Genomic DNA, 15761 nt, shown 5'->3' with positions numbered 1-15761 from the left:
GTAAACAGTTTACTTGTTTTTCTGAAGCAGCGTAAAAATTGCAGCTAGAATTGCAAGCACAAATGCAGGGAAAGCAAGAAACATTGTGAAGAGAAAACATGCCATACCAATGATTCCGAGTACATGCCCAACAATGGAAATTTCATTTTTCTTGGACTTTATCCATCCGACAATGTGTAAAATAAGCGTAATCCCCGCACAAATATAGAAAAAGGTACCAATCCCTCCAGTTGCATGCGTTCCTGACGCAGCATCGCCTACAGCAGCGAATAGAACCGCGAACCAAGAGATCATAATTAGGAATGCCATAATAATGTCAGCAATACCAGTTATAATATTGATTTTTAATTTTCTTTTCAAAACGAATCTCCTCCGTAATTAGAAATGAATAGCCACATCATATTTTTTTGTTGTTAACATGTTATCTCCTGCCATGACATCAAATTTAAATGCACCCTTTTGAAATCGTTTAGCTTGATCTTCTTTCAATGGGAAAACGACATAACCCGATTTTGTAGCACCGCTTGCAACGTCTCCATCTTTGAATGCATCATCAATCGAAACATCAGCACCAACCAAACCGTCAATCTGGGTACCGTCATCAAGAACGATATGACCTTGGGAAGGAAAAGTAGTTGCTGCGTCCTTCGCTTTATTAGAGACACTTATATGAATCAGGAGCACGTAAGTGATATTGTCGAGTTCATTGTCCGTAAGATTTAAATCGGAAACATCTTTGATTTCAGCAGAGTCGACTTTTGTGGTTTGCCCGGCCGTTGAGTTTGAAAAATTTATTTTAACTTGTTTGTGGATTTTTTCTTTGGTTGCTTTACTGGTTGATCCTGCGGATTTAGACGAAGATCCATTATTTCCAACCGTTACATCCTCTGTACAAGCAGACAACGCGAACACGAGCAGAAAAACAATAGGTAATAGGAACATTTTTTTCATTAAATAGCACTCCCTCAATGATTTAAATTAGTGATAGATGAGTCTGTAACCTGTCAAATTCAAAGCCATTTTCATGCCTTCTAGTTGCTCGATCAAGATAATCTTCTTCGCTTCGTCTAGAGCGAGTTTTGATCCATTCAATCGATCAATTTCTAGCTGCATGTGATTCATTGTCTGACATAACTTAACTTTTGAGTAAGCGGGAAGCATAAAATCCGAATCTATTTGACTGATCGGGACAATGGTAAGCTGCATGATTTTACCTCCATTGATTTTTATCAAAATGAGTCATTCATAGGAAACATCTTACTATTGAGAAAAAGTCGTCTGTGAACTGTTGAGTCTTTTCATTGTTTTACCCATAATAGAAGTAGCTGCAGACATACCTCGGATTAGGGTAAATGGACTGTTTTGTAACGCACTTCCGGAATGCAGTGTTACAAAATGAATGGGTTAACCTATTCAACACAATTAAAAATAGCAGAAAATATTGACTGGGTCAATGAAATTAATTAAAATAAATTTACCGAGTCAATAAGTAATGCCCAAATGGGTGGTGATGAATTGATAGGCCTGGAATATTTGCTCGGACTTTACAACATGCAGCAGTTGGAGCTAGCTGATCGGTTGGGAATTAAGAAACAAAACATTAACTTGTGGCTTAAGGGTAAACAGAATATACCGAAAAAATATCTGTCGACCTTAGAGCAACTGTTTCATGTTGACCGGGAATATCTGTCAGAGGAACTTAGTGAACTAGAGAAGCTGGAGATTCAGAAAGAAAAGCTGAAAGCTGAATTGCAGCCCATTATCAAACGGCACGAGGAAGTGCTCAGTCCTGGTGCGCAGCAACTTGAATCTGTGCCGGTTTATGATAAAGAAGAAATTAATACGATTGAACGATCCATTGAGAAAACGAGGCTTGTCCAAAGATTTAAAGAAACATTAGAACAGGTTGATGATCATCCCTATATGGATATGTATCGAATCATTCTTGAACTGCTCGAACAGGCAGAGTCAGAAATTATCTTACAAAAAACGATCCAAGGACTGGCACATTATTTGGATGTTCTCCCTGGTGATATCAACACTGGTCCGGAACAGGAAGAATTTGAAGCGGCACTGTTTGAAGTACTTGATGATTATAATTATTGAGGAGAGACAAGACAATGGCAGAAACAACAGCAAACATCGGATTTGAAGAGACCTTATGGAAGGCAGCCGACAAGCTGCGCGGTAGTATGGAAGCTACTGATTATAAACATGTGGTGCTCGGGCTGATCTTTCTCAAATACATATCGGACAAATTCGAAATGAAGTATAACGCACTGATTGAAGAGGGGGAAGGATTCGAAGAAGAGATCGACGAGTATTTGGCTGAAAATATTTTCTGGGTACCTAAAGAAGCGCGATGGGGTCATATTCGCGACAATGCGAAGAGTGAGAAAATTGGTCAGATTATTGATGATGCCATGATTCTGATTGAAAAAGAAAATGCCACGCTTAAAAATGTGCTTGAAAAACGGTATGCAAGGCCGGAACTAGACAAGCGTCGACTTGGCGAATTAGTTGATCTTATTTCAACCATTAAGCTATACGATAATGAAGAAAAAGATTTACTAGGTCGCGTTTACGAGTATTTTCTCGCAAAATTCGCTGCAGCAGAAGGTAAGGGCGGCGGTGAATTCTATACACCAACCGGAGTTGTAAAAACCTTGGTCTCCATGATCGAGCCGTTCAAAGGTCGCGTATATGATCCTTGTTGTGGTTCGGGAGGTATGTTTGTCCAAAGTGAAAAATTTGTTGCGGAAAATCAAGGTCGGTTGACCGATCTCGCTATTTACGGACAGGAATTAAATGCGACCACTTGGAAAATATGCAAAATGAACTTGGCGATCCGCGGACTCTCCGGAAATTTAGGACCGCATCAAGATGATACCTTTCATAACGATTTGCACAAAAATTTAAAAGCAGACTTTATTCTTGCCAATCCACCATTCAATATTAGTGACTGGGGTGGAGAGCAGTTGATTGATGATGCGCGTTGGGCATATGGGATTCCTCCAAAAGGGAACGCCAATTATGCTTGGCTTGAACATATGGTGTACCACTTATCTCCAAGAGGATTAGCAGGTGTCGTGCTTGCCAATGGCTCGCTCAGTACCAATACATCTAATGAAGGTGAGATCCGCAAAAATCTTCTTGAAGCCGATCTGGTTGACTGCATTGTTGCCATGCCGGATAAACTGTTTTATTCCGTTCAAATTCCGGTATCACTGTGGATCCTTAATCGTAATAAGAAAGGCAGTACGAAACAGCGTAACCACGAACATGAGGTTCTGTTCCTTGATGCGCGTGATCTTGGCGAAATGGTTGATCGCCGTCACCGTGAGCTTAGTACCGAAGATATTCAAAAAATTGCCGGCACTTATCACGCATGGAGGAACAAAGACGGGAAATATGAAGATATTAAGGGACTCTGTAAATCAGCCACACTCGACGAAGTTAAAGAAAACGACTATATCCTGACACCAGGTCGATATGTTGGAATTGCTGATGAACCAGATGATGGTATTCCATTTGATGAAAAGATGACTCAATTAACCAGTGAATTGAGCGATTTGTTCGACCAGTCTCACAAACTCGAAGAAGAGATTAAAAAGAATTTGAGGGGGATTGGGTATGAGTTGTGATCAATGGCGAGTAGTGAGATTAGCGGATGTTTCTATAGATGGAAAAGGATCTTATGGGATACCTGCTTCGGCTGTGGAATATTCAAGTAGTCTTTATACTTATTTAAGAATATCAGATATTAGTGATGATGGAACTCTTTTGAAAGAAAGTTTAAAATCAGTGGATGATGGTGAGGCAGAAAAGTACCTACTAAAACCTAACGATATTGTTTTTGCAAGAACAGGGAATAGCACTGGTAGAAGCTATTTTTATGATGGTAGTGCCGGTAGGTTGGTGTATGCAGGCTTTTTAATTAAATTCAGTTTGGATCCAGAGAAAATTAATCCAAAGTTTCTAAGATATTATACGTTGTCGGAGATCTATAAAAATTGGGTTACTTCATTCTCAAATGGAAGTACTAGAAAAAATATGAACGCGAAAACTTATGGAAATATGAAATTTATACTTCCTCCCAAAATACAACAAAATTTTATGGTTAATATTCTGTCAGCACTGGATAGAAAAATTGAACTTAACAATCAGCTAAATCAAAATTTTGTTGTTGAATTTGCTGCATAAAATCAAAATTTAGAAGCCATGGCTCAAGCGATTTTCAAACATTGGTTTGTTGACTTTGAATTTCCCAATGAAGAAGGCAAACCTTATAAATCTAGCGGGGGGGAGATGGTCGAGAGTAAAATCGGACTAATTCCCAAGGGATGGAAAGCTGGTTTTGCGTCTGATTTCGGCAATATTGTTGGTGGAGCTACTCCATCAAAACAAAGAAAAGAGTATTACACAAAAATAGGTATTTCATGGTTGACACCAAAGGATCTTTCTCTCAATAAGAATATATTTGTGAGTCGGGGAGCAACTGATATAACGTTCAAAGGTTTTGAAAATTCTAGTGTTAAATTACTTCCTAAAGGTACTATATTATTTAGTTCAAGAGCGCCGATTGGTTATATCGCTATTGCTAAAAATGAACTGACAACTAATCAGGGATTTAAGTCTATTATTCCTGATGTTAAGAAGGGTTTTGGTTCTGAATTTGTTTATTGTTGGTTAAAAGAAAACCTGAAGTTAATAAAAAGTAAAGCATCAGGATCAACTTTTAAAGAAATTTCTGGATTAGGTATGAAGAATATTGATGCAATTGTGCCAAATAAAAATATTTTAATCCGTTTTCAAAATATGATTCATTCTTGTTTTAATGTGATCTGTAAAAATGAACGTGAAAATTTAGTATTAACAAATTTAAGAGACACGCTCCTCCCAAAACTCATGTCTGGTGAGATCCGTGTGCCAACTGAGGACCAGTGACCAAATAAATTAGGGTTTATCGATGTATAAATGGTATTTTTTTACTAATTGGCTTCTCTATTTATGCAAATTCAATATAAAATTAGAAATAAATGCATAATGGAGGAAGTTATGAAGAACGAAATGATCAATGATGTACTGAATAGAATGGCGGTTCACTTGGACAACCATCAGATGTTAAAGCTCAAAGATGTGCTAGTGGAGTGCTTTGTCGGAGTTTCTTTGGAAATGGATAATGATAAGGAAAACGGTAATCATATTTTAACTAATGCTGCCAAGGTTAACGGATTTTTATCATCCAAGAAAGTAGAAGGATGTTCAAGTAAGTCGTTGGATTATTATAAGAAAACCATTGATCGTACATTAGTCTCGATAGGGAAAGATATAACGCGAATCACTACTGAAGATCTAAGAAACTACTTGGCAGATTACCATGATGCAAGAAAAGTAAGCAAAGTAACGATTGATAACATAAGAAGAATTTTATCGAGCTTCTTTTCATGGCTTGAGGATGAAGAATTGATCATGAAAAGTCCGGTGCGAAGGATTCATAAGGTAAAAACTGATAAGTTGGTAAAGGAAACGTATTCGGATGAAATGCTAGAAAAAATGAGAGATTCCTGTGCTAATTCTAGAGATCTTGCCTTAATTGATCTTCTTGCTTCAACCGGAATGCGTGTCGGTGAACTCGTCAAATTAAATAAATCAGATATTAATTATCATGAACGGGAATGCGTAGTTTTGGGAAAAGGGAGTAAAGAACGGCTTGTCTATTTTGATGCACGAACAAAGATACATCTGATGCATTATTTGAGTGAGCGCTGTGACAAGAATCCAGCACTATTCGTTTCTTTGAAGACACCAAACTTACGACTGGAAATTGGTGGTGTTGAAGCAAGACTCAAAAAAATTGGAAAATTAATTACTGATGAAAGAGTGTATCCACACAAATTTAGAAGAACGTTAGCCACAGCAGCTATTGACAAAGGCATGCCCATCGAACAAGTTCAGCATCTGCTAGGACATCAACGAATAGATACAACCCTGCAATATGCAATGGTGAACCAGGTAAATGTGAAAAATGCACATCGAAAATACATTGGATGAATCTGATAAACACGTCTCTGATATTACGAAAACCGTTATTACATTTTAAAAGCACTGGAGGATTTATTATGAATTCTGATGTATGGACAGAAGAAAGGTTGGGCGATGTTATTGAATTTAATCCAAGCGAAAAGTTAAAAAGAGGTGAATTGGCAAAAAAAATTGGAATGGATAAGCTACATCCATTCTATAAATATATTGGCGATTTTGAGATAACAAAGTATACTGGTGGGTCTAAATTTAGAAATGGAGATACATTATTAGCAAGAATAACTCCATGTCTTGAAAACGGAAAAACAGCACAGGTTACACTCTTGGAAAGTAATGAAGTGGGTTTTGGATCTACAGAATTTATTGTTTTACGGAAAAAAAAGAATAGAACGGTTAATGACTATATTTATTACTTAGCTATATCTCCAAACTTAAGAGAGATAGCAATAAAATCAATGACTGGAACATCTGGTAGACAAAGAGCACAAACAGATTTAATTGAAAACACTTTTATGAATGTTCCACCGCTGAAACGGCAGGAAAAAATCGCATATATACTTTCATCTTTAGATAAAAAAATTGAATTGAATAATAGAATAAATCAAAATTTTGTTGTTGAATTTGCTGCATAAAATCAAAATTTAGAAGCCATGGCTCAAGCGATTTTCAAACATTGGTTTGTTGACTTTGAATTTCCCAATGAAGAAGGCAAACCTTATAAATCTAGCGGGGGGGAGATGGTCGAGAGTAAAATCGGACTAATTCCCAAGGGATGGAATGTTGTGAAAATCCAATCGTTAATTAACGTAAAAGATGGGACACATAATTCTCCAAAGCAACACGCTACTGGATACCCGCTTATTACGTCCAAACATTTGAAAAATACACGGTTAGATATTGAGAATGCTAATAAGATTAGTGAACATGATTACATTGAGATCAATAAGAGAAGCAAAGTTGAAAGATATGATATTTTAATTAGTATGATAGGAACAGTTGGGGATTTATTCCTCGTTCAAGAAAGGGATGTTAAATTTGCCATAAAAAATGTTGGGTTATTTAAAACTTCCGAGAGATTGGATCTATTTGAATACATTTATTATTCTTTTAAAACTAAGTGGTTTTACCAATACATTAGTGAAAGATTAGCTGGAAGTACGCAACAATATATTAGCCTGGGAGAACTAAGAAAAATTCCAATTAGATTTCCTGATAAAGCAATATTGAGACAATTTAAAAAACTAATCAATCCTATAATCAGGAAAATTCATACAAATTCTAAGGAAGCAAATAGATTAATTGGGGTTAGAGACACCCTCCTACCCAAACTCATGTCTGGTGAAATTAGGGTTCCGGTGGACAGTGAATGTCAAGAAAATTAGGGTTTATTTCAATATTCGGCAATATATTCCATTATTTTGCCGCTTCTCAGCCATTCTATTGAAAGATTATCCTTTTAAAGAGGTGCTCATTGATGAAATTTGGCTTGAGAAAACCGAGTTTGAAGCGAAGAATATCTGCACGAACAAGTCTGAAACGGCAACTGATCCACCGTGCTGGCTTGAAGATGCCGCGCGGTTATGGATGGGTGCGGAATCCAAAGAAATATGTCTATAACAAGGTTTATCATCGAACAACATTTGACCTTTTTGCTTTGCTGAAGAAGCTTTTTAAATAGAAAGGGGGAACGTACCCATGAGTGGATCGGAAAGTTTTACTGAAGATATTTTGGAACAAGCAGCAATTGAAATCTTAGAAGAGTTAGGCTATGAATATCAGTCTGGACCAGATATTGCTTGTGACGGTGACTATCCGGAACGAGAGGATTATAAAGAAGTGATCCTTGAAAATCGAGTGCGTGAAGCTTTAGTACGCATTAATTCAGAAATTCCTCGAGAAGCTCTGGATGATGCTTTTCGTCAATTGATCACCTTTAATAATCCATCTCTAGCCGAAAATAACCACTACCTTCATCGGTTACTTACGGAAGGAATCGAGGTTTCATATAAGGAAGATAATCTGATTCGAACGAAACGTGCTTACATTATTGACACCCAGAACATTGAGAACAATGACTTCCAGGCTGTAAATCAGTTTACCATAATCGGTTTGGAGAATAGACGTCCTGATTTAATTCTATTTATCAATGGACTGCCGCTTGTCGTGATTGAATTAAAATCAGCATCAGATGACAATGTCGGTATTGAGAATGCGTACAATCAGATTCAAACCTACAAGAGAGATATTCAGTCGCTGTTTCATTACAATGCATTCTGTATTCTTTCCGATGGAATTAATGCGAAAGCAGGTACGATCACTTCTAACTTTGAACGCTTCATGAATTGGCGCAGTGATGATGGTCAAAATGTAGCACCACTCTCAATGCCACAATATGAGACGCTGTTTCGCGGAATGCTTGAACAGTCACGTTTGATCGATATTGTGACACATTTTATCTTATTTCAAACCACTAGTTCTGAAAGTTACGATGTAAAAGGCAAGAAGCTGGGAGCCAAGAAATCACTGATAAAAATTCTAGCTGCTTACCATCAATATTTTGCTGTGAAAAAAGCGATTGAGAAAACACAGATTGCATCAAGCAGTTCTGGAAATCGGAAGATTGGTGTAGTCTGGCACACGCAGGGATCAGGGAAAAGTTTCACCATGGTCTTTTATACTGCAACACTCGTTCGTGAATTGAATAACCCGACGATCATTGTCATCACTGATCGAAATGACTTAGATGATCAACTTTATACAACATTTTCAAAGGCACAAGAGATTTTGAGGCAAGAACCGAAGCAAGCGGATGTTCGCAAACTGACGGATGAGCAGAAAAAGATTCTGGCAAACGATCAATCTCGCGAAATAAATGGTCTGTACGATTTGCTTAATGATCGACAATCCGGTGGCATCATTTTTACGACGATTCAGAAGTTCAAGCCAGAGGACGGAGAAATGCCGATTTTAACGGATCGGCGCAACGTTATTATCATTGCCGATGAGGCACACCGCAGCCAGTACGGTTTAGAAGCAAAAACGAATCTGAAAACAGGAACGATCAAATTCGGCTTTGCCAAATATATGCGCGATGCCCTTCCCAATGCTTCGTACATTGGGTTTACCGGAACGCCTATTGAATTCGATGATAAATCAACACCAGCTGTGTTCGGTAACTATATTGATATTTATGATATGACGCGTTCGGTAGAGGACAAGGCAACCGTTAAAATCTATTACGAGAATCGTGTAATTAAGCTCGAAGCCGATGATGAAGTGATGCAGGAGTTGGACAACGAGTTTGACGAAATTACGGAAGGGCTTGAAGAGTCAGCACGAGAAAAAAACAAGTCAAAGTGGTCGCGACTTGAGGCTGTTGTCGGATCACCTAATCGAATAAAAAGATTGGCAGCCGATATTGTTCAGCATTTTGAGGCTAAAGAAGAAGTTATGTCTGGAAAAGCAATGATTGTGTGCATGAGCAGAAAAATTTGTGTCGATTTGTATGATGCAATCGTAGCCATACGTCCAGATTGGCACAGCGATGATTTAGATAAAGGAAAAATTAAAGTCGTTATGACTGGTAGTGCAGCAGACAGTGAACGTCTGCAAGCACATGTTGGTGGAAAACAGCGCCGTGATACACTGGCGAAGCGGATGAAAGATAACAGTGACTCGCTTAAGCTTGTGATTGTTCGTGATATGTGGCTGACTGGATTTGATGTTCCATCACTCAACACAATGTATATTGACAAGCCAATGAAGGGGCACAACCTCATGCAAGCGATTGCTCGTGTCAACCGAGTCTTTAAAGATAAAGAAGGCGGTGTGGTTGTAGATTATATCGGTATTCTCGAAAGCTTGAAACGTGCATTGAATCAGTATACCGATAGTGATCGGAAAAATACAGGGATTGATACTTCAGCTGCGATTGCCGTTATGAAAGAGAAACTGGAAGTCGTTCAGAATATGATGCATGGATTTGATTACAGCGGCTATTTCTCAACTTCCGCACGCACGCGGATGCGCTCGATTGCAGAAGGAATGAATTTTATCCTTGGCAAGGATGAGGATGAACAGAAGGATTTTATTCAATTTGCCACAGAGCTTGGTAAAGCACATGGACTTATTTCTGCAACTGAAGCTGGGAAAGCAGTGACAATGGAGGTTGGCTATTTCAAAGCAGTAAAAGCCAGTCTGATTAAACTGCAACATGGAGCCAAGACACCGCCAAGTAAAAATGTGATTGAACAGCGAATTAATCAGCTGCTCGAACGATCGCTTATTTCTGAGGATGTGATTGATGTCTTTCAAACGCTTGGATTGCAGCAGCCCGAAATCTCATTGCTTGATGAACAATTCCTCCAAGAAGTGAAAACGTTAAAAACGAAAAACCTTGCCCGAGAAATGCTGAAAAAACTGCTCGAAGGCGAGATCAAAGTCATGTCGCGAACCAACCTTGTAAAGTCAGAACTCTTTTCTGAAAAATTGAAACGATCTTTAAATAAATACCGCAACCAATCCATTACAAACGCTGAAGTGATTGAAGAGCTGCTTCACATGGCGAAGCAAATTCGAAAAATGGGCGAGGACGAAGCAAAGCTAGGATTGAATAAAGACGAAATCGCCTTCTATTATGCACTATCCAAAGATGAAGCTGTTCAAGAATTCTATGACGATGCGACGTTGAAGAAGATTGCTCAGGAACTGACCCAATCCATTCGAAAAAATGTTACCGTCGACTTCAACATCCGAACCCAAGCACAAGCGATGATGAGAAAGGCAATTCGACGACTCTTGAAAAAGTACGATTATCCACCGGATCAAGCAAAAGAAGCACTTGAGACCGTCATGAAACAAGTGAACCTCATGTCGAGCAACGAAGCAGATAATCCTACTTATGATGGGATGCTTGCTCAGCAAGCTGCAGAGACGAGAAACAAATATGATGTTTGAGCAATAAAGCTCTAAAAATATTTCATCGTGAATATACGAGGAGGTGTAATTTTGAATTCTTCAAGATTTGAGGCACAGACTCAATTTAGCATATATAAAATTGATATTGAAGTAGTTGAAAAAGTTTTTTCATTACATGAAGAAAATGTGAATAAAGCACATTTATTAAAGGTAATGGATGTGATATTGAAAAGTGTAGTTGCGCTAGTTAATAAAAAGAACAAAGGTCAGTATCAAGTAATAAACTTAAAAAAAATAAAAGGTATTGTCTTTAAAACATCAAATGAACCAGTTTGGAAGAATATGATTGTAGGACTTATAAATCAGATTGATATAAGTCATAATACAATGCACCCTAACATTATTGAAAATTCAAGTGTTTCTTACATTTTATTACATGCACATAATAAAAGTATATATGCCATGTCTGCTGGGTACGGAAGTAATTATATTAATAAATTTGTTGACAAAAATTTCGGATTGTATTTAATTCCAAAGATAGTTACGAGAGATAAACCTATTGTCAAGCAAGTATTAGAAAACAATCTTACAGGAAATAGGATTTCTACCCAAAGGGCAAATAGAAACAATACAAGTTTTGTAATTGAACAAGATGTCAGCAGTATTTATAAAGAACTTGATATTCAAATTAGTAGACAAATAGCAGATCAATTAGGCATTTCTTTTGATGTTACTGAACCACAAAATAAGAAATTAACTATAGTTAATAAAGACTCAATCAACATTCGTCGTTCATTTACCATATCTCAGATTATAAGTGTGATCCATAAAATAGATAAATTACAATCTAAAGAAGATAATTTTGCATTAAACTATCTAATTCTAGCTAAAAAGCTGGGAATAAAAAATAGCGAATTGATAGATCAACTTGTAGGTACTTTAAAGAACAAAGACTTTAGTAAGTTTATGCTAGTCGGAGAGGATTTTGAGAAATACTATTTTAATGCTAGCTGTTATGAAATATTAAAACCAGATGGAAGTATTTTTATTAGTAAGAATGAGCCGATAGAATTGTGGGAGTTATTTAACTTATTTGAGAAAAAAGAAATAGAGTTAACAAAAAAGTTTATGGAGGAGCTCTTAAAAAAGTGGTTGATTCAGACTAAAGATAATGCGGGAAATATTTTATTGTATCCCATTACTATTCTGAATACCTTACAAGGATATATTGAATATGGGGAAAGCAAACGTCCTTATTACTTAATTAATGGTATGTGGTATGTTTTTGATAAGGTTTACACCAAAATTCTCGATGAAAATTATAAATCTTTTTTTGATAAAAAAGAATGTCATGGTGAATTGATTAACAGGTTTTCGCTGAAAAAGGTCGCAAAAAATGAGGACTTATATAATAAACAATTTAAGAAGAATAATAAGATAATATTTGCTCATACAGTTCTTAGTGATAACGTTGAAATAGCCGATCTTATTTTTTTTGATAAAGACTTTGTTTATCTAATGTGCAATAAGTCAAGTTTCTCTGGGGCAGGGGCTCGAGATTTAACTAATCAAATTATAACTTCTTCGGAATACCTACAAAAAATGCTCAACTATAATAGAATCAGTTTTCTAGAAAATTACTATAATAACATTTGCAAGAAGAATGATGTTGAAATTTATCCTGATATTACTTTAGAAGGATTTATAAATACATTTAATAAAAGAATCTGTTACGTAGCAGGATTTTTAAAAGGTTATAGTCGGGGCAGTAAAGCGACATATTCAAAATATTTAATGCTAGAATTAAATAAAAAACTTGAAGGAAGAGGTCAAATGCTTATTCCATTAAATATTATTTAACCACATTAACAGTAACAGGATGGTATTTAATCATGTATTCGGGAAATAAACTCATCACCAACTCAAACGGACAAACCTTTTTATATGAACTGCAGCAGGCGTTTTCGACCTGCGAAGAGTTCTACTTTAGTGTTGCCTTTATTAATTATAGCGGATTGCAGCTACTGCTTGATAACTTGAAAGAGCTACGTGATCGTGGTGTACAAGGGAAGATCATGACATCCACTTATTTGAATTTTACAGAACCTAAAGCACTCAAGAAGATTAAAGCCTTCAATAATATCGACTTAAGAGTTTTTGAGACTGATAAAGTAAGAGGTTTCCACAGCAAGGTTTATATTTTCAAGAATAAAGATACATATACGGTTATGATCGGATCTTCGAATATTACGCAAAGCGCACTGAAGAGCAACGTCGAATGGAATGTGTCGACGGTGTCCACGAGACAGAACCCGTTTCTGGAAAAAGCCATTAAGGAATACAACGAGCTGTGGGCGCAATGCACGGTAGCAGATGATCTTTTTTTACAGAAATACCAGAGATTTATTGAAAAGTTAAAGGCACAGCTAGCTGTTGCTCGTGATCCGTCCTTCAGCAGCTATGGAAATGCTGAGATGCAGCGTATTGTGCCGAATATGATGCAGCAGCAGGCGATTGATAATCTTGAGCGATTAAGAAGGCATGGCGAAATGCGAGCGCTTGTTATTTCTGCGACTGGTACAGGAAAAACGTATATGTCAGCATTTGATGTTCAAAGGGTTCAGCCAAAGACGATGCTTTTTATCGTGCATCGAGAAGAGATTCTCACAAAGGCTAAAGAGACGTTTATTCGCTTGCTTGGTCATAGCAATCAGATGGGGATGTTCACCGGCAATAGCAAAGACTATGCAGGAAAGCCGTATGTATTTACAACCATCCAAACCATCAAAGATCATTATAGAGAGTTTCCTGCTGATTACTTTGACTATATTATTATTGACGAAGCGCACCATGCGACTGCTTCAACATATACTCGCGTACTGGGTTATTTTAAGCCAGAATTTTTACTCGGAATGACGGCTACTCCTGAACGCTGTGATCGTGGTGACATCTTCGGTTTATTTGATAACAATATTGCGCTTGAGGTTCGACTTAATGAAGCGTTAGAGGAAGATCTGGTTCTGCCATTCCATTACTTCGGCATCACAGATGTGGATGGTGTGGATCTTTCCGATGTCTCCATTGACAATGTGGCTGAAGTTGCAAAGCGGCTTAAAGTGAATGAACGCGTTGATTTTATTATCGACAAAATGAATTTCTACAGCTATGACGGAGAAAACTGTAATTGCCTAGGGTATTGCGTAACCAAGGACCATGCCCAATATATGGCCGATGAGTTCAATAAACGCGGCATCGTCAGTGCCTACTTGACTGGGGACGACAAGCAGTCAAAGCGTCAAGAAATGGTTCGCAGACTTGAGGATGATGAAGATCCGCTACAGGTTATTTTTACCGTTGATATTTTCAATGAAGGTGTTGACATTCCGTCCGTAAATTTAGTTTTGATGTTACGCCCGACCAATTCACCGATTATCTTCATGCAGCAGCTTGGCCGCGGTTTGCGAAAATATGAGGGACAATCCTTCCTCACGGTGCTTGATTTTATTGGTAACCATAGTAAAACGTTTCTCATTGCGATTGCACTCAGTGGCAAGCGTTTCTATGACAAGGACAGCTTAAAAGTTGCCGTTGATCGCGGTTTCCCGGATTTGCCGGGAGCAACTCATATTCAAATGGATCGAATCTCGCAGCAGCGAATTATTGAGCAATTAAATCAAGAGAATTTCCGTGCGATGAAACACTTGAAGGAAGAGTATCTCGAGTTCAAAAAGGAATATATTAGAGTAACAAAGCGCGACATTCCATATTGTTTGATGGACTATGTAAAATTTGAAAGTGCGCCGGATCCTGTGAAGTTTATTAATAATAAAAAAAGTTATCTGGCATTTTTAGCCGCAGTGGAAAAAACCGAGGAGTTGAAACGGTTAGCTAAGACGGAGCCGTTTTGTCAGTTACTGCCACAACTCTCAGCATTTTTACCAATTAAGCGACCGCATGAATTTATTATTCTACGCTATTTGGTCACACATGAACGAATCTCATGTGATGAGGCTGAAAACGAGCTTCTGAAAAACATGGATTCCGTTGCCAAGGAGACGCTGTTCTACGCTTTTGAACGCTTAAATCAGACTTATGACGATCATGTGCAAATCGACCGTGATCTGAAACTATGTTACTATGATCGGCAACAACATCAGTTGAATCGAACGCAAGTGTATGGGGAGATCTGTGCAAATGAACAACAAAAATCCTATATACTGGACGTGTTGAACTATGGGCTTTATAGATACAGCCGGCAATTTGGCTCAAAAAATTATGGCGTACCATTCCTGAAACTGTATGAACACTATACGACAAGGGATCTGGGGCCACTGATTAATTTTCAGAAAAAGTTGAGTGCTTTCCGTGGTTCAACGATTCCTAATGGAACTGACTATTATTTGTTTGTTGATTTGAACAAGGGTGCGGACCTGAAGGAAAGCCTTAAATATAAAGATAAATTTATTAATCCGAAAGTCTTTCAATGGGAAACGCCACATCCGACCCGACAAGAGACGAAACAAGGGCAGAGGCTGATTCATAATCAAAAGTATGGGATTAATCTCTATCTTTTTGTTCGGAAGTTTAAGGTGATTGATAACAATACTGAGCCTTACATCTATCTTGGAAAGGGAGATGTCACGTCGTATCACGGCAACAAGCCGATCACCACCGAGATTGCGTTGCATCATGAAGTACCGATGTCTCTGTATCAGGAATTTACGATAAAGGTATAAAAGCATTCCAATCTAGCTTTTATTAGCAGTTTGATTTTTCAAGATTCTCAAAGAATAATGGCG

General features: G+C 37.6%; 14 protein-coding genes. 11 read left to right on the top strand and 3 right to left on the bottom strand.

Annotation, left to right across the window (positions count from 1 at the left end; all coding sequences use genetic code 11):
- Positions 1–9: 9 nt before the first annotated feature.
- From ABWW58_RS08895 to ABWW58_RS08885, 3 genes are read right to left on the bottom strand one after another with little or no spacing between them, the layout of a single operon-like run.
- Positions 10–360 carry a transporter gene (locus ABWW58_RS08895; protein ID WP_353868794.1) on the bottom strand — a complete coding sequence of 117 codons (351 nt, stop codon included), beginning with the start codon at positions 358–360 and terminating at the stop codon, positions 10–12.
- 18 nt (positions 361–378) lie between these two features.
- Positions 379–951, bottom strand: coding sequence for a DUF4352 domain-containing protein (locus ABWW58_RS08890; protein WP_353868793.1), 573 nt, complete (start codon positions 949–951; stop codon positions 379–381).
- 27 nt (positions 952–978) lie between these two features.
- Complete coding sequence (locus ABWW58_RS08885; protein WP_353868792.1) at positions 979–1206, bottom strand: hypothetical protein; 228 nt, start codon at positions 1204–1206, stop codon at positions 979–981.
- A 309-nt stretch (positions 1207–1515) separates the two neighbouring features.
- Between ABWW58_RS08885 and ABWW58_RS08880 the strand changes: the two genes are divergently transcribed.
- The 11 genes from ABWW58_RS08880 to ABWW58_RS08830 all read left to right on the top strand — a co-directional run bounded on the left by ABWW58_RS08880 (position 1516) and on the right by ABWW58_RS08830 (position 15698).
- A complete protein-coding gene (locus ABWW58_RS08880; RefSeq protein WP_353868791.1) occupies positions 1516–2106 on the top strand; it encodes a helix-turn-helix domain-containing protein in 591 nt (196 codons plus the stop codon).
- Positions 2107–2120: 14 nt separating this feature from the next.
- On the top strand, positions 2121–3644 hold the full coding sequence (locus tag ABWW58_RS08875; protein ID WP_353868790.1) for a type I restriction-modification system subunit M: 1524 nt from the start codon (positions 2121–2123) through the stop codon (positions 3642–3644).
- Entirely contained in the window at positions 3634–4203 is a 570-nt protein-coding gene (locus tag ABWW58_RS08870; protein ID WP_353868789.1) for a restriction endonuclease subunit S, read from the top strand. The genes ABWW58_RS08875 and ABWW58_RS08870 overlap by 11 nt, the downstream gene beginning before the upstream one ends.
- A gap of 18 nt (positions 4204–4221) precedes the next feature.
- Entirely contained in the window at positions 4222–4947 is a 726-nt protein-coding gene (locus tag ABWW58_RS08865) for a restriction endonuclease subunit S (protein ID WP_353868788.1), read from the top strand.
- 111 nt (positions 4948–5058) lie between these two features.
- Positions 5059–6054, top strand: coding sequence for a site-specific tyrosine recombinase/integron integrase (xerA, locus tag ABWW58_RS08860; protein ID WP_353868787.1), 996 nt, complete (start codon positions 5059–5061; stop codon positions 6052–6054).
- Between the two features lie 68 nt (positions 6055–6122).
- Positions 6123–6677 carry a restriction endonuclease subunit S gene (locus ABWW58_RS08855; RefSeq protein ID WP_353868786.1) on the top strand — a complete coding sequence of 185 codons (555 nt, stop codon included), beginning with the start codon at positions 6123–6125 and terminating at the stop codon, positions 6675–6677.
- An 18-nt stretch (positions 6678–6695) separates the two neighbouring features.
- A complete protein-coding gene (locus tag ABWW58_RS08850; protein ID WP_353868785.1) occupies positions 6696–7427 on the top strand; it encodes a restriction endonuclease subunit S in 732 nt (243 codons plus the stop codon).
- 92 nt (positions 7428–7519) lie between these two features.
- Entirely contained in the window at positions 7520–7723 is a 204-nt protein-coding gene (locus tag ABWW58_RS08845; RefSeq protein ID WP_353868784.1) for a hypothetical protein, read from the top strand.
- A gap of 17 nt (positions 7724–7740) precedes the next feature.
- Positions 7741–11001: a type I restriction endonuclease subunit R gene (locus ABWW58_RS08840; protein ID WP_353868783.1), complete on the top strand. Its 3261-nt coding sequence runs from the start codon at positions 7741–7743 to the stop codon at positions 10999–11001.
- A gap of 51 nt (positions 11002–11052) precedes the next feature.
- Positions 11053–12822, top strand: a complete 1770-nt coding sequence (locus ABWW58_RS08835; protein WP_353868782.1) for a DUF6119 family protein — start codon at positions 11053–11055, stop codon at positions 12820–12822.
- Positions 12823–12854: 32 nt separating this feature from the next.
- A complete protein-coding gene (locus ABWW58_RS08830; RefSeq protein WP_353868781.1) occupies positions 12855–15698 on the top strand; it encodes a DEAD/DEAH box helicase in 2844 nt (947 codons plus the stop codon).
- Positions 15699–15761: the final 63 nt, after the last annotated feature.

Source organism: Sporolactobacillus caesalpiniae, assembly GCF_040513385.1.
Lineage (GTDB): Bacteria > Bacillota > Bacilli > Bacillales > Sporolactobacillaceae > Sporolactobacillus.
This window is presented reverse-complemented; position numbering and strand designations above follow the sequence as displayed.